Source organism: Micromonospora sp. NBC_01638 (genome assembly GCF_045209745.1).
Lineage (GTDB): Bacteria > Actinomycetota > Actinomycetes > Mycobacteriales > Micromonosporaceae > Micromonospora.
On the sequence record NZ_CP109273.1, the window covers coordinates 3,870,017 to 3,893,335 of the forward strand.

Genomic DNA, 23,319 nt, shown 5'->3' on the forward strand with positions numbered 1-23,319 from the left:
GGGCGTGGAGTTCACCAAGGGCCACGGCACCGGCAATGACTTCGTCCTCCTTCCCGACCCGGACGGTCAGCTCGACCTGACTCCGGAGCTGGTCGCGGCGCTCTGCGACCGGCGGCGCGGCATCGGCGCGGACGGCGTACTGCGGGTGGTCCGCGCGGCCAAGCATCCGGAGGGTGCCGGGCAGGCCGGCGACGCCGAGTGGTTCATGGACTACTGGAATGCCGACGGTTCGTTCGCCGAGATGTGCGGCAACGGCGCCCGGGTCTTCGTGCGTTACCTGCTCGACACCGGGTTGGCGACGCCCGCCGGGGCGGCGCTGCCGGTGGCCACCCGGGCCGGCGTCGTGCGCGCGCTGGTCGAGGGCGGCACGGTGTCCGTCGAGGTGCGCCGCCCCCGGCTGTACGACGGCTCCACGGCCACCCTCGGCGGTCTGACCCTGCCCGGCACCGTCGTGGACGTCGGCAACCCGCACCTGGTCTGCGTCCTACCGGCGGGCGTGGAGCTGTCCGCGCTGGATTTGACGACCGCGCCCGGGTTCGACCCGACGGTGTTCCCGACCGGGGTGAACGTGGAGTTCATCGTCGCGGGCGAGCCGGTCGACGACACCGACGGGCACAGCCTGATGCGGGTGTACGAGCGCGGCAGCGCCGAGACCCTGTCCTGCGGCACCGGTGCCTGCGCGGTGGGCGCCGTGGCCCTGCGCGACGCCGGACGGGACACCGGAGTGATCGCCGTGGACGTCCCCGGTGGCCGCCTGACGGTTACGGTCACCGAGACCTCCTGCTGGCTGTCCGGCCCAGCCGTCCTGGTGGCGACGGGCGAGGTCAACCCCGCGACCCTGCCTGTGCGGGTCTGACGCTTCGGCCGCTCTGCTGACGCCCGCGGCCCGTGCCCGGCTGGGGTTGGTTGGTGCGCGGCCTTTGCTCTGCTTCAACCCACGCAACGAGGTGGGACCGCGACTGTTGCGCGGATTGAAGCAGAGCAGAGACGGGAAGCGACCGGCTGGCGCATTCGCGGCGGTGCCAGCCGCCCCGGCTCCGCGTCTGTCAGCCCGTCAGGGGGTCGCGCTGGCGTTGGCGGCGATTTCGGGAAGGTCGGCGGGCCCGGGGTCGGCGGCCGGTAGCGGGCTCGGGTTGCTTGCGGCGGCGCGGACGGCGGCGGCGACCGCCGGGGCGACCCGGGGGTCGAAGACGCTCGGCACGATCACCGTCGGGTTGATCTTCTCCTCGCCGACCACGTCGGCGATGGCCTGGGCGGCGGCGAGCGCCATCTCCTCGGTGAACGCCTCGGCGTGCGCGTCCAGCATGCCGCGGAACACCCCGGGGAAGGCGAGCACGTTGTTGATCTGGTTCGGCTGGTCCGAACGGCCGGTGGCGACCACGGCGGCGTGCTTGCGCGCCTCCCGCGGGTCGACCTCCGGGTCCGGGTTGGCCAGCGCGAAGACGATCGAGTCCTTGGCCATCTGAGCGATGTCGTCGCCGGTGAGCAGGTTCGGTGCGCTCACGCCGATGAACACGTCGGCACCCCGGACCGCACCCGGCAGGTCGCCCGAGTAGTTCTCCTTGTTGGTGTTCTCCGCCAGCCACTGCCAGGCCGAGTTGAGCCCGGTCAGCCCGCGGTGCAGGGCACCCTTCCGGTCGTACGCGATGATGTCGCCCACGCCCTGGCGCAGCAGCAGCTTCATGATCGCGGTGCCGGCCGCGCCGGCTCCGGAGACGACCACCCGGACGTCCTTGAGCTGCTTGCCCACCACCCGCAGCGCGTTGGTCAGCGCGGCCAGCACGCAGATCGCGGTGCCGTGCTGGTCGTCGTGGAAGACCGGGATGTCCAGCAGCTCACGCAGTCGGGCCTCGATCTCGAAGCAGCGCGGCGCGGCGATGTCCTCCAGGTTGATGCCGCCGTACGCCGGCGCGATCGCCTTCACGATCTGCACGATCTCGTCGGTGTCCTGGGTGTCCAGCACCACCGGCCAGGCGTCCACCCCGCCGAAGCGCTTGAACAGCGCCGCCTTGCCCTCCATCACGGGCAGCGACGCGGCGGGGCCCAGGTTGCCCAGGCCCAGCACCGCCGAACCGTCGCTGACCACCGCGACGGTGTTGCGCTTGATGGTCAGTCGCCGGGCGTCCGCCGGGTTCTCGGCGATCGCCATGCAGACCCGGGCAACCCCCGGGGTGTACGCCCGGGACAGCTCGTCGCGGTTGCGCAGCGCGACCTTCGAGGTCACCTCGATCTTGCCGCCGAGGTGCAGGAGGAACGTCCGGTCCGACACCTTGCGCACGTCGACGCCGTCCAGGGCGGTCAGCGCGTCGACCACCTGGTCGGCGTGGCCGGCGTCGGCGGTGTCGCAGGTCAGGTCGACGATCACGTTGGTCGAGTCCGAATCCACCACGTCCAGCGCCGTGACGATCGCCCCGGCCTCGCCGACGGAGGTGGTGAGCCGGCCGATCGAGGAGGCGTCCGCGGTCACGGCAATCCGGATAGTGATCGAAAATCCGGCGCTCGGCAGTCGGGTGATGGCCACGGGATCCCTCCGTCACGGCTGTGCGGCCGGTCGGCCGTCGCCCGCATGTCTACCGGGTTGTCGCGGCCGACCAGCATTCGCCCCCACTTTTGGCGACCTTCACCATGGGCATATAGCAGGTGCGTTCGGCGTTGTGTCATGTCAGGATTACGTTCTAATTATCAAAACGGACAGGAGAACCGCTTGCGAGACCAGGAGAGCTTTGTCCCCGTCGAGGACGAGCTCGACGACGTCACCACCGGCGAGATGGAGCTGTCGGAGCGACAGTCCCTCCGACGCGTCCCGGGCCTGTCGACCGAGCTCACCGACGTCACCGAGGTGGAATACCGCCAGCTGCGGCTGGAGCGGGTCGTCCTGGTGGGTGTCTGGACCGAGGGCACGGTGACCGACGCCGAAAATTCGTTGACCGAGCTTGCCGCGCTGGCCGAGACCGCTGGCTCGGAGGTGCTCGAAGGGCTCATCCAGCGCCGCACCCGACCCGACCCGGCCACGTACATTGGCCGCGGCAAGGTCGACGACCTCGGCGCGGTGGTGCTCGCCACCGGCGCCGACACGATCATCTGCGACGGTGAGCTGTCCCCGTCGCAGCTGCGCAACCTGGAGCAGCGCACCAAGGTCAAGGTTGTCGACCGGACGGCGCTGATCCTCGACATCTTCGCCCAGCACGCCAAGAGCAAGGAAGGTAAGGCGCAGGTCGAGCTGGCTCAGCTCGAATACCTGCTGCCCCGGCTGCGCGGTTGGGGTGAGACGCTCTCCCGGCAGACCGGTGGTTCCGGCCGGGGCGGCGGCGCCGGCGGCGGTGTGGGTGTTCGTGGTCCCGGTGAGACCAAGCTGGAGACCGACCGGCGGCGCATCCGCCACCGCATCTCCCGGCTACGTCGCGAGATCAAGAACATGAAGACGGTACGCGTGACCAAGCGCGCCCGGCGCTCCCGCAACGCCGTTCCCGCGGTCGCCATCGCCGGCTACACCAACGCCGGCAAGTCCAGCCTGCTCAACCGTCTGACCGGCGCGGGCGTGCTCGTGGAGAACGCGCTGTTCGCGACGTTGGACCCGACCACCCGTAAGGCCACCGCCTCGGACGGGCGGCTCTACACCCTGTCCGACACGGTCGGCTTCGTCCGGCACCTGCCGCACCAGATCGTCGAGGCGTTCCGCTCGACGCTGGAGGAGGTCGCGCAGGCGGATCTGGTGGTGCACGTCGTCGACGGAACCCACCCGGATCCGGAGGAGCAGGTCCGGGCGGTCCACGCGGTGCTCGCCGAGGTGAGCGCGGACCGGCTCCCCGAGTTGCTGGTGGTCAACAAGACCGACGCGGCCGACGAGGACACTCTGCTGCGGCTCAAGCGGCTCTGGCCGGACGCGGTCTTCGTGTCCGCGCACTCCGGGCGGGGCATCGACGGGCTGCGCGCGGCGATCGAGGAGCGGCTGCCGCGCCCGGCCGTCGAGGTCCGGGCCGTGCTGCCGTACGACCGGGGTGACCTGGTGGCCCGGGTGCACCGCACGGGCGAGGTGCTCAGCACGTCGCACCTGCCAGAGGGCACTCTGCTGCACGTCCGCGTCGGTGCGGAGCTCGCCGCGGAGCTGCTGCCGTTCGATGTCGAGCGGCAGGAGCAGGCGGCCGGCAGCCGGTCCTGAGCGGCCACGGCGTCATCCACCGGAAACGCGCGGCATGCGACACTGGCCGAATGCGCCGCGTTGTTTCCTCGGTCACGGTTGCCCTCGGCCTGCTTGGGGCAACCGTGGCGCTCGCCGGAGTCGCCGTGGCGGCTCCCGCTCCCGGGTTGTCCGGGCTGCCCGCCGTCACTTCCGGTCAGAAGCGGTGCACGATCACGGACGAGCGACTACGGGAGTTGTCCGGGCTGGTCGCGACCAAGAGCGGCTTCATCGTCATCAACGACAGCACCGATGTCCCGGCGCGCAAACGGATCTTCTTCCTCGACAGCAAGTGCAAGATCTCGAAGGAGCCGGTCCAGTACTCGGGGCAGGGCCCGTTCGACACCGAGGATCTCGCCCTCTCCAAGGACGGCAACACCCTCTGGATCGCCGACACCGGTGACAACACCACCTCGAAGCAGCGCCGCCCGCACGTCGCGCTCTGGTCGATGCCGGTCACCGGCGCCAAGCGGCCGACGCTGCACCGGCTCTCCTACCCCGAGGCCAAACCGCACGACGCCGAGGCGTTGCTCATCGGCGACGACGGAAAACCGCTGATCATCACCAAGGTGACCAGCGGCAAGGCCGAGATCTACACCCCGACGGCGGCCCTGAAGAACGGCGACACCGACCCGGTGCCGATGCGCAAGGTCGGCGACATCGCGCTGCCCCAGACGCAGACGGAGAACACACTCAACACATTCGGCCGGATCGCCATCACCGGTGCGTCCCGATCGCCGGATGGCTCCCGGGTGGTCCTGCGCACCTACGCGGACGCCTTCGAGTTCGACGTGACCGGCGGCGACATCGTCGGCGCACTCACCACCGGCAAGCCGCGGGTGACGGCGCTGGCCGACCCGTTCGGCGAGGCCATCAGCTACACCCCGGACGGGAAGACGTTCCTCACCGTCTCCGACGCGGGCCGGTTCACCGAAGACGAACCCCTCGACATCCTCAGCTACACGCCGTCGAGCACGACCGCGGTGCCACTGGCCCCAGACGCGGGCGCCAAGCCGGCCGCCGCGAAATCCTGGACCGACGGGTTGAGTCTCAACGACATCACGTACCTGGTCAGCGCGGTCGGGGTTCTCGGCCTGCTGCTGGTCGGCGCTGGCATCATCGGCATCGTCCGGGCCCGCCGCCGACCGCCGACCGCCGAGGCGTCCGACGCGTCGGACCCGGATGGCGAGCCGTTCGGCCCGCGCGCAGGTCGTGCCGTCGACGGTTCCTCAGCAACGGGTCACCGTGGAGATGGTGTCTACGGTGGCGGCGCGCCGGCGGGCGGCGCGGTCTACGGCGGTGGTGCGGGTCGCGGTGGCCCGGCCCCGGCGAGTGGTGCCGTGTACGGCGGCGGCGGTCGTCCGGCCGTCGCCGACGGTGGCTACGGTGCGGCACGGCCAGACGGTGGTGGCGTGTACGGCGGCGGACGGCCCCCGGCCGGTGGCGGTGGACGGCCCCCGGCCGGTGGCGGTGGACGGCCCCCGGCCGGTGGCGGTGGTCGTCCTCCGGTCGGTGGTGGTCGTCCCGAGGGCGGTGGTCGTCCGCAGGGCGGGGGCGGTCGTCCGGGCAGCGGCGTGTACGGCGGCGACGGTGGTCAGCCCGGCGCCGGTCGTGCGGAGCCGCCCCGGCGCGGTGGGCAGGAGCCTGACCCTCGAGGTCAGCGGCCCGGTCGTCGGCGTGACGACGACGCGCCCGTCGACCCGTACGGGCAGTATCCCGGGGGCGGTCGCGGCCATCGGGGCGACCGCTACTGACGGCTGCTGGGTGACTCACCCGCCCCTGACAACCGGTGCGGGTGAGCGCCCATGGGCACTCACCCGTCGACCGGTCAGATCCGGCGCAGCACCGCCACGACGCGGCCCATGATGGTGGCGTCGTCACCGGGGATCGGGTCGAAGGCCGGGTTCTGTGGCATCAGCCAGACGTGCCCGTCGCGCCGCCGGTAGGTCTTGACGGTCGCCTCGCCGTCGAGCATGGCGGCCACGATCTCGCCCGAGTCGGCGGTCGGCTGCTGCCGAACGACCACCCAGTCGCCGTCGCAGATCGCCGCGTCGAGCATCGAGTCGCCCTTGACCTGGAGCATGAAGACCTCGCCCTCGCCCACCAGTTCGCGGGGGAGCGGGAAGATGTCCTCCACGGCCTGCTCGGCGAGAATCGGCCCACCAGCGGCGATCCGGCCGAGCATCGGCACGTACGCCGGGGTCGGCCGTTGTGCACGGGAGAGCTCGTCGTCGATGGCCTCGCTGGGGGCGCGGACGTCCACCGCGCGCGGCCGGTTGGGGTCGCGGCGCAGGAAGCCCTTCTTCTCCAGCTCCTTGAGCTGGTAGGCGACGCTGGACGGCGACACGAGGCCGACGGCCTCGCCAATCTCCCGGACGCTCGGCGGGTAACCGTGCCGCTCCACCCAGGTGCGAATGAACTCCAGGATGCGACGCTGGCGGGCGGTCAGGTCGACCGTCGCCGGGTCGGGGAAGGCGCTGACCACCGGGGTGACCGGGCGCACGGCGGGCTGACCCGTCCGGCTGCGCGCGGCACTGCGGCGTCGGGTGGCTGGCGGGCCCGCGTCGGTGATCTGCTGCGGGCTCTTCGGCCGGCTGGCCCGGTCCTCGGTCACGTCCGTCCTCCCTGGTCGGCGCTGGGTGCCTCGTCGGCTCGTGGTGCGTGCGGTGGTGCCACGTTGTTCATGACCGTATAGGTGAGATCGGTCATTTTCAAACATCTGTACGACCTCTCACCCGCGTGTCGGTGCGAAAACCGCTCCGGTAGTACGGATGTTCTGATAAATGGTACGCCAAATAGCACGCACGTTCGATAACCCCACCCCGCCCCGCCCCCCCCGCCCCCCGCCCGCCCCGCCCGCCCCGCCCACCCCGCCCCACCCCGCCCACCCCGCCCCCGTTGATCTAGGTCAGATCGTCGTGATTGGAGATCCACTAGTGGCGATCTGCCCTAGATCGACGAGGTGGGGGGTTGGCGTGCGGGGAGCGCGGGGGGCGCGCGGGGGTTGGGGCGGTGGGGGTTGGCGGGTGGGGAGGCGGTAACTCGATGGCGGTCTCGGCGTTGGGTTTTCGGGCGTGGTTCTGGGGGTGGATGACCGGATGGTCCGTGACGCGCCGGACCCGCGCGCCAACTTGACCCGGCTTTCCCGGCGACATACGGTCAACCCCTAGATGTAGTAGTGACATGGGCGTAAGTTGCCTACAGGTTGGGTCCGACTACCGACCGCACTCCCGTAACGTTGATCACGGCGGGCGTCATCCGAGGGTGGCACCGTCGCGGTGAGTCGTGCCCGGGGGTGTCCGGTGCGGTTGCAGTTGATCATTATTAGGAGGTGGGCGATGCGGTGTCCGTACTGCCGGCACGCTGACTCCCGGGTGGTCGACTCGCGGGAGGCCGACGACGGCCAGCTCATCCGACGGCGGCGGTCCTGCCCGGAGTGCGGCAAGCGGTTCACCACCGTCGAGGAGGCGGTCCTCGCGGTCGTCAAGCGCAGCGGGGTGACCGAGCCGTTCAGTCGTACGAAGATCATCGGCGGGGTGCGCAAGGCGTGCCAGGGCCGGCCGGTCGACGAGGACTCGATCGCGTTGCTGGCCCAGAAGGTCGAGGAGACCGTGCGGGCCAAGGGTGCGGCCGAGATCCCCAGCCACGACGTGGGGCTGGCGATCCTGGGCCCTCTGCAGGGCCTGGACGAGGTGGCGTACCTGCGGTTCGCCAGCGTCTACCGGTCCTTCGACTCGCTCGCCGACTTCGAGCAGGAGATCGAGACATTGCGGGTCGCCGCCCGCGCCCGGGAGGGCGCGGCGGAGGCCGGGGCGGCGGGACCCGCCGGCCGTACCAATTGAGATTTGTGTTTGACGAGGGGGCGGATGAGATGTCGGGGGATGGTGTGACGACAAGCAGGTCACGTAGCAGGGCCAACGCGAGCGCTGGGCTGAAGATCGAACGGGTGTGGACGACCGAGGGGGTCCACCCGTACGACGAGGTCACCTGGGAGCGCCGCGACGTCGTGATGACGAACTGGCGGGACGGCTCGATCAACTTCGAGCAACGGGGGGTCGAGTTCCCGGAGTCGTGGAGTGTCAACGCGGCCAACATCGTCACCACGAAGTATTTCCGGGGCGCGGTGGGGACCCCGGAGCGGGAGTGGTCGCTCAAGCAGTTGATCGACCGGGTGGTCACCACCTACCGCACCGCGGGTGAGGAGTACGGCTACTTCGCCAGCCCGGCCGACGCCGAGATCTTCGGCCACGAGCTGACCTGGATGCTGCTGCACCAGGTGTTCAGCTTCAACTCGCCGGTCTGGTTCAACGTCGGCACGCCGTCGCCGCAGCAGGTCAGCGCCTGCTTCATCCTGGCCGTCGACGACTCGATGGACTCGATCCTCGACTGGTACAAGGAGGAGGGGCTGATCTTCAAGGGCGGCTCCGGCTCCGGGGTCAACCTGTCGCGGATCCGCTCGTCCCGTGAGCTGCTCTCCTCCGGTGGCACCGCCTCCGGCCCGGTCAGCTTCATGCGCGGCGCGGACGCCTCCGCCGGCACCATCAAGTCCGGCGGCGCGACCCGCCGGGCCGCCAAGATGGTCATCATCGACGTGGACCACCCGGACATCGAGGAGTTCGTGGTCACGAAGGCGCGCGAGGAGGACAAGATCCGCGCCCTGCGTGACGCCGGGTTCGACATGGACCTCGGCGGCTCCGACATCGTCAGCGTGCAGTACCAGAACGCCAACAACTCGGTCCGGGTCTCCGACGAGTTCATGTCGGCGGTCGAGAACGGCGGCGGCTTCGACCTGCGCGGCCGGCTGGACGGCTCGGTGATCGAGACCGTCGATGCCAAGAAGCTGTTCCGCACCATCTCCCAGGCCGCCTGGGAGTGCGCCGACCCGGGCCTGCAGTACGACGACACGATCAACGACTGGCACACCTGCCCGGAGACGGGGCGGATCACCGCGTCGAACCCGTGCTCGGAGTATCTGCACCTGGACAACTCCTCGTGCAACCTGGCCTCGCTCAACCTGATGAAGTTCCTCCGCGCCGACGGTGGCTTCGAGGTGGAGAAGTTCGTCAAGTCCGTCGAGTTCGTCATTACCGCGATGGATATCTCGATCTGCTTCGCGGACTTCCCGACCGAGAAGATCGGCGAGACCTCCCGCGCCTACCGGCAGCTCGGCATCGGCTACGCCAACCTCGGTGCCCTGCTGATGGCCACCGGCCTGCCGTACGACTCGGAGCAGGGCCGCTCGGTCGCCGCGTCGATCACGTCCCTGATGACCGCCACCGCCTACCGCCGCTCGGCCGAGATGGCTGGCGTCGTCGGCCCGTACGACGGCTACGCCCGCAACGCCGAGCCGCACAAGCGGGTCATGCGCAAGCACGCCGCAGCCAACGACGAGATCAAGCCGACCAGCCCGGTGGCCACCGCGATCGTCCGCGAGGCGACCAAGCAGTGGACCCAGGGCAACAAGATCGGCGACAAGTTCGGCTGGCGCAACGCGCAGGCGAGCGTGCTCGCCCCGACCGGCACGATCGGCTTCATGATGGACTGCGACACGACCGGCGTGGAGCCGGACCTGGCGCTGGTCAAGTTCAAGAAGTTGGTCGGCGGCGGCTCGATGCAGATCGTCAACCAGACGGTGCCGCGCGCCCTGCGCAGCCTCGGCTACCCCGAGGAGCAGGTCGAGGCGATCGTCGAGCACATCGCCGACCACGGCCACGTGGTCGACGCCCCTGGCCTGAAGCCGGAGCACTACCCGGTCTTCGACTGCGCCATGGGGGAGCGGACGATCGCCCCGATGGGCCACGTGCGGATGATGGCGGCCATCCAGCCGTTCGTCTCCGGCGCCATCTCCAAGACGGTCAACATGCCGGAGGCGGCCACCGTCGAGGACGTCGAGAAGATCTACTTCGAGGGCTGGAAGCTCGGCCTCAAGGCGCTGGCGATCTACCGGGACAACTGCAAGGTCGGCCAGCCGCTCTCCGTGGCCAAGTCCAACAAGGCCACCGAGCCGGCCGCCGTCGAGACCGCGTCGGCCGCGCCGGCCGCGGTGGAGAAGGTCATCGAGTACCGGCCGGTGCGTAAGCGCCTGCCGAAGAAGCGCCCGTCCGAGACGGTCAGCTTCTCCGTCGGCGGTGCCGAGGGCTACCTCACCGCGTCGTCCTACCCGGACGACGGCCTTGGCGAGGTCTTCCTCAAGATGTCCAAGCAGGGCTCGACCCTGGCCGGGGTGATGGACGCCTTCTCGGTGGCCATCAGCATCGGTCTTCAGTACGGCGTGCCGCTGGAGACGTTCGTCAGCAAGTTCACCAACATGCGCTTCGAGCCGGCCGGCATGACCGACGACCCGGACGTGCGGATGGCGGCCTCGGTGATGGACTACATCTTCCGTCGCCTGGCGTTGGATTTCCTGCCCTACGAGCGCCGCGCCGAGCTGGGCATCTTCACCGCTTCGGAGCGGGCCGCCCAGCTGCGGGCCGAGGCCGACGCGGAAGCCGCCGGGGTCACCGGAGCGGAGCTCACCGCGATGGCGTCCTCGGCGCCGGTGGAGAGCCCGCCAAAGCCGGAGGCCATCGCGCAGCCGGCCCAGGAGATGGCCGAGGTCGCCGCCGCCAAGCCGGCTCCGAACGTGGGTTCCAGCACCGAACTGCTGGAGGCCGTGATCGGCAAGGCCGCCGACGCACCGCTCTGCTTCACCTGCGGTACGAAGATGCGCCCCGCCGGTAGCTGCTACGTCTGCGAGGGCTGCGGCTCCACCAGCGGTTGCAGCTGACGTACGCATCAGCGCTGCCCCGGCCTCCCGCATCGGAGGTCGGGGCAGCGCCGTTTCCAGGTCCTCGCGGACTCTGGCGGAGGGCATGTTGCCGTTGGCCGTGATGCCTGTGAGTCATATTTATGCCTCACAGGCATCACGCTCGCCATGACGTTGCCCGCCGGGCCAAGCCGTGAACGAGATCTCCGTCTCCGTTCCGCCGGACGATTCGGCGATCGGCCGCTCGGCCTCGCTCATGCTGGCAAGGGACCCACGTGGCCGATGATGAGACGAGCCCGCAGGACAGGCGATGGCGCTGGGACGAACCCGTCCCGCTTCGCTGGTTGCTGGTTGATGAATAGACCACGGGTGATCCGGACGCAGCGGTTGCCGTGTGCGCCGATATCCTCGGATGCCGGCCCCATCCGCCGATACGCCGTGCCCTGGACGCACTGGCCGCTGGGTTCGACCAGATCCTCCAGCGGCTTGCCGAGGACCGGATTGACGTCGAGTTGCGGTGACCGACGGTCATACCGGTGTTGCCATGATCACGTGATGCTGAGTAGTTGCCGGAGGTTTCCCTGGCTTCTCAGCATCAAGTGATCTTCGAGGGCGAGCGTCGAGCGGTGCACCAGACCGGGTGCGGATTGCCGGGGGACGGCTGCGACGATCAGGGCATGACGACCGCTGAGGCGTATGCCAGGTTCGCTGGCCGCGAGGTGCGTGGGGTCTCGCCCGCGTACGAGCGGCTGTCCCTGGCGGTGTCCCGCGACGACGAGCTGCTCGCTCTGCTCGACGGGCTCCCGCCGGCCAAGCGGCAGCCGAACCTGCTGTTCGGCGTCGTCCGGTGGCTCGGCGGCCCGGTCGAGGACCCGGCCGCGTTCCACGACTACACCGTGGCGAACTGGCCCGCCATCGAGGCGCAGGTGCGGGCTCGGGCCACCCAGACGAACGAGGCGGGCCGGTGTGCGGTCCTGCTGCCGGTGCTCGCCGCGTTGCCGCAGCCGCTGGCCCTGCTGGAGGTCGGGGCGTCCGCCGGGCTCTGCCTCTATCCCGACCGGTACGCCTACCGCTATGGCGAGCACCGGGTCGGCTCCGGGGAGCCGGTCCTGGATTGCGCGGCCAGCGGGTTGGTGCCGCCGGCACGCGTACCCCAGGTGGTGTGGCGGGCCGGCCTGGACCTGAACCCGCTCGACGTGACCGACCCCGACGACGTGTCCTGGTTGGACGCCCTGATCTGGCCGGAGCACGCGCATCGGCGGGCCCGGCTGCGGGCCGCGGCGGCGGTCGCCGCGGCCGACCCGCCACTGCTGGTCCGTGGCGATCTGGTGGACGACCTGCCGGCGCTGGCCGCGCGGGCGCCGGCCGGCGCGACGCTGGTGGTCATCCACACCTCCGTGCTCTACCAGGTGCCCGTGCCGCGTCGGAAGGCGTTCGTCGGGCTGGTCCGTGGCCTGCCCGGACACTGGGTCGCGAACGAGGACCCGGAGGTGCTGCCGTACGAGGGGCTGCCGGAGTCGCCGGAGGAAGGGCTGTACAACGTCATGGCGCTGGACGGCACACCGCTGGCCTGGACGCGAGGCCACGGTCAGGCGATGACCTGGTTCGCCTGACGCCCCCGCCCGCTGGCCCGGCACGGCTGAGCCGCACGCCGAAGGGTGTCCCTAGACTGCTGCGGTGACCGGAGAGCGACGACCGTTGGCGGACCGGCCGCTCACCGAGCCGCACCCGTCCCGGCTGCCGCCCGAGCACCCCGACCGGCCCCGGATACTCGCCGCGCACAACGCCGCGCTGGCCGCCGGGGACGCCGGCTACGCTGACCCGGCGAGCGGGTTGTTCGTGCTCAGCGCCGGCTTCCTGGCCCGGCGCGGCACGTGCTGCGGGCGCGGCTGCCGGCACTGCCCGTACGTGGATGATCTACAGTCCGGATAAGCGCCGGCGGGCCGATGAGACGAGGGCTTCCGCCCGACACCGACACCCCGTACGGTGGCCGACGGACATCGGGCGGGCGCCTTCCGCCGTCGGTCGGCGAGAGGGTGGAAACGTGCGCGGGCGGATCGTGGTCGCCGGGCTGGCGGGGCTGCTGGTGAGCGGCTGCGCCGCCGAGGCCGAGCCGGTGGCGGTGCCGCCACCGGTGCCGATCGCGGTGGACGTGGCGGCGGCCTCCTCGGGGGGTGCCTGCCGGCTGCTGGATTTCACCGTGATCGAGCAGTTGGCCAAGGTGCGCTTCGACGTGGCGGCCTCCAGCGAGCAGGGCGATACGCACACCTGTGTGGTCCGGGCCGGTGGCGCGCCGCTGCCGGAGCTGACGCTCAGCGTGACCGAGACCACCATCGACAAGGCCACCTTCGCCGCAGACGTGATGCCCGACAAGGCGGCGAAGGTCACTGGGCTGGGCCAGCAGGCGTACAAGCGGACGACCGCTGCGGCGAGCGGGCGCGGGCCGGTCGCCGAGGTGGGCTGGCTGGCCAATGACGGGCGGCTGGCCACCTTGAGCTGGACCGGTGCTCGGGGCAGCGAGCGCACGGTGGCGGAGAAGCTGACCGGCGACCTGGCCGCACTGGCTAAGAAGGTGAACACCCGGGCGCTGTGACGCCCGGGTGCCCGTTGGTCAGTTGGCGGCGACGAAGACCCGCGAGGCGACCTCGCGGGGCAGCCGCACCCGGTCACCCGACCGGTCGATCGACACCCCGTCGCGCTCCTGCGCCACGGTCACCGTGGCACCCGGGTCGACACCTGCGGCGTGCAGCTGGCGCAGCACGTCGGCGTCCTTCTGCACGCTCTCGCAGATCCGGCGCACCACGACCGGCCCGGAAAGGCCGGGGAAGGCCAGGTTGCGCTCGCTCTCAACAACTTCGGGGGTTTCCACCGCCGGCGAGCCCAGCTCCTGTAGCCCCGGGATCGGGTTGCCGTACGGAGAGCGGGTCGGCCGGTTGAGCAGGTCGTAGACCCGTTTCTCCACCGCGTCGCTCATCACGTGCTCCCAGCGGCAGGCCTCCTCGTGGGCCTCCTCGTAGGGCATCCCGATGACGTTGACCAGCAGCAGCTCGGCGAGGCGGTGCTTGCGCATCACCGACACGGCGCGGCCACGACCCCGCGCGGTGAGCGTCAGGTGCCGGTCGCCCTCGACGGTGAGGAGGCCGTCGCGCTCCATCCGCGCGACGGTCTGGCTCACGGTGGGGCCGCTCTGCTGCAGCCGTTCGGCGATCCGGGCACGCAGCGGGGGCACCCCCTCCTCTTCCAGCTCAAGGATGGTGCGTAGGTACATTTCGGTCGTATCGACCAGGTCGTGAGACTTCATAACGTCAGCGGCCCTCCGGTGCACGATGCTACCTCGGGTGTTGGGCCGGCGGCCGCCACCGAACCGGGTGCTCCCGGCGTGAATGGTGTTGGATGGTCGCCATGTCCGGTATCCAGGAGCCGCTGGTCGAGGTCGATCGGCTCGCCGCCGAGCTCGACCACGCCGATCCGCCAACCCTGCTCGACGTCCGCTGGCGGCTCGTCGGCCCACCCGGCCGCGACGACTACCTCGCCGGCCACCTGCCCGGCGCGGTCTTCATCGACCTGGACACCGCGCTCTGCGGGACGCCCGGCGCCGGCGGTCGGCATCCACTGCCCGACCCGGCCGCGTTGCAGGCCGCGTTGCGGGCCGCCGGCGTCCGCGCCGGTCACCCCGTGGTGGTGTACGACGGCGGCGACGGCCTGGCCGCCGCGCGGGCCTGGTGGACGCTGCGCTGGGCGGGACACCGCCCGGCGCGACTGCTGCACGGTGGCTACCCGGCCTGGGTCGCCGCGGGCCGGCCCGTCTCCACGGACGCGCCCGCCCGGGCGTCCGGCGACGTCGTGGTACGCCCCGGTGATCTTCCGGTGCTCGACGCCGGGCAGGCCGCCGCGCTGGCCGCCGCGGACGACGCCGTGCTGCTCGACGTACGGGCGGCGCCCCGCTATCGGGGCGAGGTGGAGCCGATCGACCCCGTCGCCGGGCATGTGCCGGGAGCGGCGAACCTGCCCGCCGGGGAGTACGTCGGCCCGGACGGGCGCTTCCTGGCCACCGATCTGTTGAGCGAGCGGTTCGCCGCCGCCGGGGTGACCGGGGCGCGGGCCGTCGGGGCGTACTGCGGCTCGGGTGTGACCGCCGCGCAGGCGGTGCTCGCGCTGCACCTGGCTGGTCGTACGGACGCTGCTCTCTATGTTGGATCGTGGAGCAACTGGGTGGCGGACCCGGCCCGACCGGTCGCCTCCGGGCCGACATCTGGCCGCTGACCAGCGCGTGCGGTGGGCCGGCGACGGTCCTCGTGCGACGATGGGCTCATGTCCGACGACACGGTGGTGGTGTGGGACGAGTCGCTGCTCGCCTACGACATGGGTGACCATCCGCTCGACCCGGTCCGGGTGGAGCTGACCGTCGCGCTCGCTCGCGAGCTGGGCATCCTGGATCGGCCCGGGGTGCGCGTGGTCAAGCCGGAGCCCGCTGACGATGCCGTGCTCATCCGGGTGCACGACCCGGCCTACCTGGCCGCGGTGCGCGCCGCGCCGCGCGACCCGCTGTTCGCCGGGTACGGGCTGGGCACGTCCGACAACCCGGTCTTCGAGGGGATGCACGAGTCCAGCGCGCTGGTCGTCGGCGCGACGGTGGCTGCCGCCGAGGCGGTCTGGCGCGGCGATGCCCGGCGGGCGGTGAACGTGGCCGGCGGCCTGCACCACGCGATGCCGGCCCGGGCCTCTGGTTTCTGTGTCTACAACGACCCCGCGGTGGCCATCGCCCGCCTGCTCGACCTGGGCGCTGAGCGGATCGCGTACGTGGACGTCGACGTGCACCACGGCGACGGAGTGCAGGACATCTTCTGGGACGACCCCCGGGTGCTCACGGTCAGCCTGCACGAGACCCCGCTGGCGCTCTTCCCGGGCACCGGTTTCCCGGACGAGACGGGTGGGCCGGGCGCGCTGGGCACCGCGGTCAACATGCCGCTGCCGCCGGGTGTCGACGACACCGGCTGGCAGCGGGCGTTCCACGCGATCGTGCCGTCGGTGCTGCGCGCGTTCCGGCCGCAGGTGCTCGTCAGCCAGTGCGGTGCCGACGGGCACCGACTGGATCCGCTCGCGGACCTGAACCTGACGGTGGACGGGCAGCGGGCCACCTACCTGGCGTTGCGGGCACTCGCCGACGAGTTGTGCGACGGCCGTTGGGTGGCCACCGGCGGCGGCGGGTACGCGCTGGTCGAGGTGGTGCCCCGGGCGTGGACGCACCTCTTGGCCGTGGCCACCGGTGACCCGATCGACCCGGCCACGCTCACCCCACCGGCGTGGCGGGATCTGGTCGCCTCCCGTCGTCTGGGCCGGGAGGTGCCGCTGCGGATGACCGACGACGCGGACCCGTCGTACGAGCCGTGGCAGCCGACCGGTGAGCCGAACGCGGTGGACCGGGCGATCGCGGCCACCCGCAAGAAGGTCTTCCCGCTGTTCGGGCTCGACCCGTACGATCCACGGGACTGAGTCGGGCCGGGGGAGGGCCGCACCGGTGACGATCGTGGACCAGCCGGTGGACGTGCTGCTCAGCGACGGCAGCACCGTCCAGTTGCGACCGATCGACCCGGCCGACGCGCCGGGCATCGTGGCGATGCACAGCCGGTTCTCCGAGCGCACCCGCTACCTGCGGTACTTCTCGCCGTACCCGCGTATCCCGGAACGCGACCTGATCCGTTTCGTCACCGTCGACCACCACGACCGGGAGGCGTTCGTGGTGCTGGCCGCCGACCAGATCGTCGCGGTCGGCCGCTACGAGCGGCTCGGCCCGCAGGCCCCGGAGGCGGAGGTGGCCTTCGTGGTGGAGGACGCCTACCAGGGCCGGGGCATCGGCTCGGTGCTGATGGAGCACCTGGCCGACGCGGCCCGTCGTCACGACATCATGAGCTTCGTCGCCGAGGTGCTACCGGCCAACGGGACGATGCTGCGGGTCTTCGCCGACTTCGGCTACCAGGTTCAGCGCGAGTACGCCGACGGTGTGGTGCACCTGAGCTTCCCGATCGCCCCCACCGAAGCCACGCTGGAGGTGCAGCGCGGCCGGGAGCACCGCACCGAGGCCCGCTCGATCGCCCGGCTGCTCGCCCCGCGTGGCATCGTCGTCTACGGTGCCAGCGCCACCGGCCAGGGCGTCGGCGCGGCGGTGCTCGGGCACCTGCGTGACGGTGGTTTCACCGGGGCGGTGGTGCCGGTGCATCCGAGCGCGTCGACCGTGGCGGGCCTGCCCGCGTACCCGTCAGCGGTCGACGCCGGAATGCCGGTGGACCTGGCGGTGGTGGCGGTCCCACCGCAGGCGGCGACCGCGGTGGTCACCGACGCCGCCGCCGCGGGGGTGCACGGCCTGGTGGTCATCTCGGCCGGCTTCGCCGAGGCCGGCGCCGAAGGCGCGGCCACCCAGCGGGCGCTGGTCCGCGCGGCGCACGCCGCGGGGATGCGGGTCGTCGGCCCGAACTGTCTGGGCGTGGCCAACACCAACCCGGCGGTACGCCTCAACGCCACCCTCGCCCCGGCCCTGCCGCCCGCCGGTCGGGTCGGCATCTTCAGCCAGTCCGGTGCGTTCGGGGTGGCGCTGCTCGCCGAGGCGGACCGGCGTGGCCTCGGGCTGTCCAGCTTCGTCTCGGCCGGCAACCGGGCCGACGTCTCGGGCAACGACCTTCTTCAGTACTGGCAGGACGACCCCGGCACCGACGTGATCATGCTGTACCTGGAGACCTTCGGTAACCCGCGCAAGTTCGCCCGGCTGGCCCGGCGGATCGGCCGTGCCAAGCCGGTCGTCGCGCTGGCCTCGCCGGCCCGCCCGGTCGGGGTGGGTGACACCGCCGGTCCGGACGGGGTGGCGGTGGCCGCCCTCTTCGCCCAGTCCGGGGTGATCCGGGTGGATACGGTGCCGGAGCTGCTCGACGTGGGTGTGCTGCTCGCCAACCAGCCGTTGCCGGTCGGCGGCCGGGTCGGTGTGGTCGGCAACTCGTCGGCCCTGACCGGCCTTGCCGCCACCGCCTGCGTGGGGCAGGGCCTCACCGTCGCCGACGGCTATCCCCGCGATGTCGGGCCGAGCGCCGGTGCCGCCGAGTTCGCCGCCGCTCTCGCAAAGACGGCCGGCGACGACCAGGTGGACGCCCTGGTGGTGGTCTTCGCCCCGCCGCTGCCCGGCCAACTGACCGAGGTGGACGCCGACGTGACCGCCGCGCTGCCGGCCGCCCTCGCGCTGGGCAAGCCGACGGTGGCGACGTTCCTGGTCGGCCGGCTGCCGCCGGGGGTGCCCGCGTACGGCGGCGTGGAGGAGGCGGTGCGCGCTCTGGCCCGGGTGCACCGGTATGCCGAGTGGCTCCGCCGCCCGCCCGGGGTGACGCCTCAGCTGCCCGACATCGATCGAGCCGCCGCGCAGGCCGCGCTCCGCTCCGACGCCACCGATCCGGGTGCGCTGCTGGCCGCGTACGGCATCGATGTGGTGGCCTCGGTGCCCGTCGACTCGGTCGGCGCGGCGGTCGACGCGGCGGCGCGGCTGGGTTTCCCGGTGGCGCTCAAGGCGGCCGCCCCCGGGCTGCGGCACCGACTCGACCTCGGCGCGGTCCGGCTCGACCTGCCGGACGAGCCGGCCCTCCGTCGCGCGTACGCCGAGCTGGCGGCGGCCTTCGGCGCGGACGCGCTGGTCCAGCCGATGGTCCCGCCCGGGGTGGCCTGCGTGGTGGAGCTGGTGGAAGACCCGGCGTTCGGGCCGGTCGTCGGCTTCGGTCTCGGCGGGGTCGCCACCGAGTTGCTCGGCGATCGGGCCTGGCGGGCAGTGCCGCTGACCGACCGGGACGCCGCCGAGTTGGTCGACGAGCCCCGGGCGGCGCCGCTGCTGCGCGGGCACCGGGGTGCCGCACCGGTCGACCGGGCGGCCCTGGCCGACCTGCTGCTGCGGGTGGGTCAGCTCGCCGACGAGCAACCCCGGGTGCGGTCGCTGACCCTCAACCCGGTGCTCGCTCGCCCCGACGGCATCTCGGTCCTGCACGCTCAGGTGCGGGTCGGCGGTGTGGCCGCCCGACCGGACACCGGCCCCCGTCGCCTGTGAGTGCGTCGGGTCAGGCGCGGCTGGAGATCTGCTGTGTATCGCGGATCAGCGCCCCCGCCAAGCACCTCGACAACAGGGAAGGCCCCGGCGAACCGCCAGGGCCTTCCATGGGAACCGGGTGCGTCAGCTGGCGTACGCCTCCAGGCGCTGGGCCCGCTCCGGGGCGCGCAGCTTCAGCAGCGTCACCTTCTCGATCTGCCGAATCCGCTCCCGGGACAGGCCGAACTCACGGCCCACCTCGTCCAGGGTGCGCTGCCGGCCATCGTCCAGACCGAACCGGAGCCGGATGACCGCCTGCTCCCGCTGAGACAGGGTGGCCAGCACGATGCTGACCTCGTTGCGCAACTCGCCCTGGGCGGCGGCGTCGCCCGGTTCGGTGCGCGGGTCCACCGAGGCCACGAAGTCGCCGAGCGCGCTTTCGCCGTCGTCGCCCACGGCCTGATCCAGGCTGACCGGCTCCCGGTCGTAGGAGATCAGCTCGATGACCTGAATCTCGGGGATCTCCAGTGCGCGGGCCACCTCGGCGACCGTCGGTTCGCGGCCCAGCGTCACCGACAGCTCGCGGCGGGCCCGGACCATCCGGTTGACCTGCTCAACCATGTGCACCGGGATGCGGATGGTGCGGGCCTGGTCGGCCATCGCGCGGGTGATCGCCTGCCGGATCCACCAGGTGGCGTACGTGGAGAACTTGTAGCCCTTGGCGTAGTCGAACTTCTCCACCGCCCGGATCAGACCGAGGTTGCCCTCCTGGATCAGGTCGAGGAACGCCATGCCGCGTCCGGTGTAGCGCTTGGCGATGCTGACCACCAGCCGCAGGTTCGCCTCCAACAGGTGGTCCTTGGCCGCCCGGCCCTCCGCGACGATCAGCTCCAGGTCGGCCCGCAATTCCGGGGAGACCGGGGTGCAGGTGGCCAGCTTCTCGTCGGCGAACAGGCCGGCCTCGATCCGCCGGGCCAGATCGACCTCCTGTGCGGCGGTCAGCAGCTTTGTCCGGCCGATCCCGTTCAGGTACGCCCGGACCAGGTCGGTGGAGATGCCGCGCTCGTCGGTGGCGTCCAGGTCGGCGAGGACCTCGGAGGCCCCGTCGGTGTCCGTCGTGGTGGCCGGGCGCGTCCGGTGTTCCGTCATCTGCAGGACCATCTCTGTCTCCCCGTTTCCACGTCTGTGCCGTGTCTCCGGCCCAGTGGCGCCGGTGTGCACACAGCTTGGCGGGCGGGGCGTAAAACGGGAGTGAGGCGATCGGGCACCCGACAGGAATTGGGTCGGATCGCTGGTGCGGTGTGTCGTCCCGGTGTGTGGTTGCCTGCCACGGCTACGTTGCGGACGGTCGGCCACCTCTGGTCGTCGAGGACAGAAGTTGGAGGACGGTGTGGTCTTCAAACGGCTCATGAAGGCGATGGGGGTCGGCGGCCCGTCGGTGGAGACGGTGCTGGCCAACCCGAACTGCCGCCCGGGCGGTCAGCTGGAGGGCCGCATCCAGGTGCTCGGCGGTGACCACCAGGTCGACATCGACCACGTGACCCTCGGCCTGGTCACCCGGGTCGAGGTCGAGAGCGGCGACAACGACTACGACACCACTCAGGAATTCCACCGCCAGCAGGTCACCGGCGCGTTCCAGCTGGAACCAGGGCAGCGCTACGACATCCCGTTCCGCTTCGAGGTGCCGTGGGAGACACCGGTCACCGAGCTGTACGGGCAGCACCTGCATGGCATGACGATGGGCCTGCGTACGGAGCTGGAGGTCGCCCGCGCGGTCGACAAGGGCGACCTGGACGCGGTGTCGGTGCACCCGCTGCCGGCGCAGGAGCGGCTGCTGGACGCGTTGCTGCGGCTGGGCTTCCGGTTCGCGCGCGCCGATGTGGAGCGTGGTCACATCTATGGCGTACGGCAGTCGTTGCCGTTCTATCAGGAAATCGAGTTCAACCCGGCGCCGCAGTACGCCCGCTCGATCAACCAGTTGGAGGTCACCTTCATCGCCGATGCGCAGCAGATGCAGGTGGTGCTGGAGGTCGACAAGCGCGGCGGTGTCTTCACCGAGGGTCGGGACGCCTTCGGCCGTTTCACCGTCGACCACGCCACCGCCGACCGCACCGACTGGACCGCCGAACTCGACAACTGGCTCCGCCAGTCCCTGACCCGCCGAGGCCTCTTCTCCTAACTCGACCCACCCCCGCGGACGTTCTCTCGCGCGATCATGAAGTTGTTGCCCCGACACGCCGCTGCGGCGGGCAATAACTTCATGATCAACGGGGCGGGGCGGGGCGGGTGGTGGGTGGGTGGGTGGGGTTAGTCCTTGCTGCTTGGCTTCGCGAAGCGGCCCTGATCGGGAGGAAGTAGGTCTACTTCCGAGTTAGAGGTCTAGGAGGAGGGTTCGGGGGCCTACGTTGGTGCTCTCGACGAGCATGTGGGCGCGGAAGCGGCCGGTCTCGACCGGCGCGCCGCGCTGGCGTAGCGCATCGACGACTGCCGTCACCAACGGCTCGGCCACCTCGGCGGGGGCGGCGGCGGTCCAGCTCGGACGGCGGCCCTTGCGGGCGTCTCCGTAGAGGGTGAACTGGCTGACCACCAGGATCGGCGCGCCGGTATCGGCGGCCGATCGCTCGTCGTCCAGGATGCGCAGCTCGTGCACCTTGCGGGCCATCGTCTGAGCGGTCTCCGCGGTGTCGGTGTGGGTCACCCCGAGCAGCACCAGCAGGCCGTTCCCGATTGCGCCGACAACCTCGTCGTCCACGGTCACGCTCGCCCGTCCGACGGTCTGCACCACCGCACGCATCAGCAGACCACCGCCGCACAACCCGCCGCCGGTACGACCCGCATCAGGTGGTCACCGGCTCGATGAAGCCGCGCTCGACCAGGTGCGCCACGATCGGGCCGGCGGCCTCGGCCATCTCGTCGGGCTCGACGTTGTGCGCCGCGGCGAGCAGGGCGAGCTGATCGCGCAGCGGGAGCTGGCCGTCGGCGCCACCGACCAGTGCCAGCACCAGCGGGTCGATCTCCTCGGTCCAGCGCGGGCCGTGCGGCATCGCGAGGACCTGCCGGTCCACCGCCCAGCCCTCGTCGCCCATGGTGGCCTCCTGTCGCAGCTGGAGGCCCTCGGCGGCCCGGTAGCGCTCGGCGAGCAGCGCCTCGGTGTCGCGTACCGTGAGGAAGTTCTGGCGGTCAAACCAGGCGGCGATCTGGTCGCCCAGCGGCGGCTGCACCCGCTGGCGCAGGTCCTCCACGCGGACCACCGGGTCGGCGTGCCCACCCCGGCGCAGCGACACGATCCCGAAGCCGATGCCCTCCACCTTGTGCGCGTCGAACCAGTCCAGCCAGGCGGCCATCCGCTGCGGGTCGGCGGTCTCGCCGACGTCGGTGAGCCACAGGTCGACGTACGCCATCGGGTCGGCCACCTCGCGCTGGATCACCCAGGCGTCCAGGCCGGTCCCGGCGAACCAGCCGGCCACCCGCTCGTCCCACTCCTCGCCGGCGACGTGCACCCAGTTCGCCAGGTACTGCATGGTGCCGCCCTCGGTGAGCAGGCCGGGGGCGGCGGCGGCCAGCTCGGCGCCGATCGCGTCACCGACCCGGCCGGAGTCGCGGTAGACGTGCGTGGTGGTGCCCGGGCCGACCACGAACGGCGGGTTGCTCACCACCAGGTCGAAGCGCCGCCCGGCCACCGGCGCGACCATGTCGCCGCGCAGCAGCTCCCAGTCCTGGCCGTTGAGGGCGGCGGTGGTCGCGGCGAAGCGCAGCGCCCGCTCGGAGAGGTCGGTGGCGGTCACCGACCTGGCGTGGGTGGCCAGGTGCAGGGCCTGGACGCCGGAGCCGGTGCCCAGGTCCAGTGCGGTGTCGACCGGCCGGCGCATGGTCGCGCCGATCAGGGTGTGGGTGGCCCCGCCGATGCCGAGGACGTGCTCGGCGTGCAACGGTCGGCCCGGCCGGGCGCTGGCTGGCACGTCGGCGAGCACCCACCAGTCGTCCCCGTACGGCTCCAGGTCGACGCCGGCACGCAGGCCATCGCCGTACCGCTCGACCAGCCCGCCGGCCAGCGCCTCCGTTAGGCTCAGCGGCGCCAGCGCGGCGGCCACCGCCGCCTCCGGCTCGGTCTGGTCGCAGATGAACACCCGGGTCAGGGTGGCGAGCGGGTCGCCGTCCTCGGTGGCGCGCAGCGCGGCCCGGTAGTCGTTCCGGGCGACCGCGGCGGTTGCCTGCGCGCCCAGCCTCTCGGCGATGCCGTTGCCGGTGAACCCGGTCCGGCTCAGCGCGGTCCGCAGCGCGTCGACGCCGGCGGGGGAGAGCAGCATGTCGTGTTCGTCCACGCCGTCATCCTGCCTCCCGTTG

The 23,319-nt window shown here is 71.6% G+C and carries 18 protein-coding genes; 12 read left to right on the plus strand and 6 right to left on the minus strand.

Going from position 1 to position 23,319, the window contains the following annotated elements; all coding sequences use genetic code 11:
* Positions 1-4: 4 nt before the first annotated feature.
* The gene (dapF, locus tag OG811_RS18285) at positions 5-856 is read left to right on the plus strand and encodes a diaminopimelate epimerase (protein ID WP_406067349.1); all 852 of its coding nucleotides are present in this window, start codon (positions 5-7) and stop codon (positions 854-856) included.
* 198 nt (positions 857-1,054) lie between these two features.
* Here the strand turns inward: dapF and OG811_RS18290 are convergent, their stop codons facing one another.
* The gene (locus OG811_RS18290; protein WP_406067350.1) at positions 1,055-2,521 is read right to left on the minus strand and encodes an NAD-dependent malic enzyme; all 1,467 of its coding nucleotides are present in this window, start codon (positions 2,519-2,521) and stop codon (positions 1,055-1,057) included.
* A 183-nt stretch (positions 2,522-2,704) separates the two neighbouring features.
* Here OG811_RS18290 and hflX point away from each other — a divergent pair, with 183 nt between their 5' ends.
* Together hflX and OG811_RS18300 are read left to right on the plus strand one after the other, a co-directional pair.
* A complete protein-coding gene (gene hflX, locus OG811_RS18295) occupies positions 2,705-4,159 on the plus strand; it encodes a GTPase HflX (protein WP_406067352.1) in 1,455 nt (484 codons plus the stop codon).
* 50 nt (positions 4,160-4,209) lie between these two features.
* Entirely contained in the window at positions 4,210-5,931 is a 1,722-nt protein-coding gene (locus OG811_RS18300; protein WP_406067354.1) for a hypothetical protein, read from the plus strand.
* 74 nt (positions 5,932-6,005) lie between these two features.
* Here OG811_RS18300 and lexA read toward each other — a convergent pair whose 3' ends face one another.
* Positions 6,006-6,791, minus strand: coding sequence for a transcriptional repressor LexA (gene lexA, locus OG811_RS18305; RefSeq protein ID WP_110563337.1), 786 nt, complete (start codon positions 6,789-6,791; stop codon positions 6,006-6,008).
* A gap of 724 nt (positions 6,792-7,515) precedes the next feature.
* On the opposite strand from lexA, the gene nrdR reads away from it, so the two are divergent.
* The 5 genes from nrdR to OG811_RS18330 all read left to right on the plus strand — a co-directional run bounded on the left by nrdR (position 7,516) and on the right by OG811_RS18330 (position 13,515).
* Positions 7,516-8,019 (plus strand): transcriptional regulator NrdR, encoded by a 504-nt coding sequence (gene nrdR / locus OG811_RS18310; protein WP_272616340.1) that lies wholly within the window; start codon positions 7,516-7,518, stop codon positions 8,017-8,019.
* A gap of 29 nt (positions 8,020-8,048) precedes the next feature.
* On the plus strand, positions 8,049-10,943 hold the full coding sequence (locus OG811_RS18315) for a vitamin B12-dependent ribonucleotide reductase (protein WP_406067357.1): 2,895 nt from the start codon (positions 8,049-8,051) through the stop codon (positions 10,941-10,943).
* Between the two features lie 656 nt (positions 10,944-11,599).
* Positions 11,600-12,535 carry a DUF2332 domain-containing protein gene (locus OG811_RS18320; protein WP_406067359.1) on the plus strand — a complete coding sequence of 312 codons (936 nt, stop codon included), beginning with the start codon at positions 11,600-11,602 and terminating at the stop codon, positions 12,533-12,535.
* A 64-nt stretch (positions 12,536-12,599) separates the two neighbouring features.
* A complete protein-coding gene (locus OG811_RS18325; RefSeq protein WP_406067360.1) occupies positions 12,600-12,854 on the plus strand; it encodes a DUF5522 domain-containing protein in 255 nt (84 codons plus the stop codon).
* A gap of 112 nt (positions 12,855-12,966) precedes the next feature.
* Complete coding sequence (locus OG811_RS18330; RefSeq protein WP_406067362.1) at positions 12,967-13,515, plus strand: hypothetical protein; 549 nt, start codon at positions 12,967-12,969, stop codon at positions 13,513-13,515.
* Between the two features lie 18 nt (positions 13,516-13,533).
* Here OG811_RS18330 and OG811_RS18335 read toward each other — a convergent pair whose 3' ends face one another.
* The gene (locus OG811_RS18335) at positions 13,534-14,223 is read right to left on the minus strand and encodes a metal-dependent transcriptional regulator (protein WP_406067364.1); all 690 of its coding nucleotides are present in this window, start codon (positions 14,221-14,223) and stop codon (positions 13,534-13,536) included.
* A gap of 101 nt (positions 14,224-14,324) precedes the next feature.
* Here OG811_RS18335 and OG811_RS18340 point away from each other — a divergent pair, with 101 nt between their 5' ends.
* The 3 genes from OG811_RS18340 to OG811_RS18350 are packed head-to-tail and all read left to right on the plus strand — an operon-like array spanning position 14,325 to position 18,996.
* Positions 14,325-15,185, plus strand: coding sequence for a sulfurtransferase (locus tag OG811_RS18340; protein WP_406067365.1), 861 nt, complete (start codon positions 14,325-14,327; stop codon positions 15,183-15,185).
* A gap of 48 nt (positions 15,186-15,233) precedes the next feature.
* On the plus strand, positions 15,234-16,415 hold the full coding sequence (locus OG811_RS18345; RefSeq protein ID WP_406067367.1) for an acetoin utilization protein AcuC: 1,182 nt from the start codon (positions 15,234-15,236) through the stop codon (positions 16,413-16,415).
* 25 nt (positions 16,416-16,440) lie between these two features.
* Positions 16,441-18,996 carry a GNAT family N-acetyltransferase gene (locus OG811_RS18350; protein ID WP_406067369.1) on the plus strand — a complete coding sequence of 852 codons (2,556 nt, stop codon included), beginning with the start codon at positions 16,441-16,443 and terminating at the stop codon, positions 18,994-18,996.
* Positions 18,997-19,119: 123 nt separating this feature from the next.
* On the opposite strand, the gene sigB is transcribed toward OG811_RS18350, so the two are convergent.
* Positions 19,120-20,136, minus strand: a complete 1,017-nt coding sequence (gene sigB, locus OG811_RS18355; protein WP_406067371.1) for an RNA polymerase sigma factor SigB — start codon at positions 20,134-20,136, stop codon at positions 19,120-19,122.
* A gap of 229 nt (positions 20,137-20,365) precedes the next feature.
* On the opposite strand from sigB, the gene OG811_RS18360 reads away from it, so the two are divergent.
* Complete coding sequence (locus OG811_RS18360) at positions 20,366-21,154, plus strand: sporulation protein (protein ID WP_406075786.1); 789 nt, start codon at positions 20,366-20,368, stop codon at positions 21,152-21,154.
* Positions 21,155-21,346: 192 nt separating this feature from the next.
* Here the strand turns inward: OG811_RS18360 and dtd are convergent, their stop codons facing one another.
* Both dtd and OG811_RS18370 read right to left on the minus strand, forming a co-directional pair.
* Positions 21,347-21,769: a D-aminoacyl-tRNA deacylase gene (gene dtd, locus OG811_RS18365; RefSeq protein WP_406067372.1), complete on the minus strand. Its 423-nt coding sequence runs from the start codon at positions 21,767-21,769 to the stop codon at positions 21,347-21,349.
* A gap of 43 nt (positions 21,770-21,812) precedes the next feature.
* Positions 21,813-23,297: a methyltransferase gene (locus tag OG811_RS18370; RefSeq protein WP_406067373.1), complete on the minus strand. Its 1,485-nt coding sequence runs from the start codon at positions 23,295-23,297 to the stop codon at positions 21,813-21,815.
* Positions 23,298-23,319: the final 22 nt, after the last annotated feature.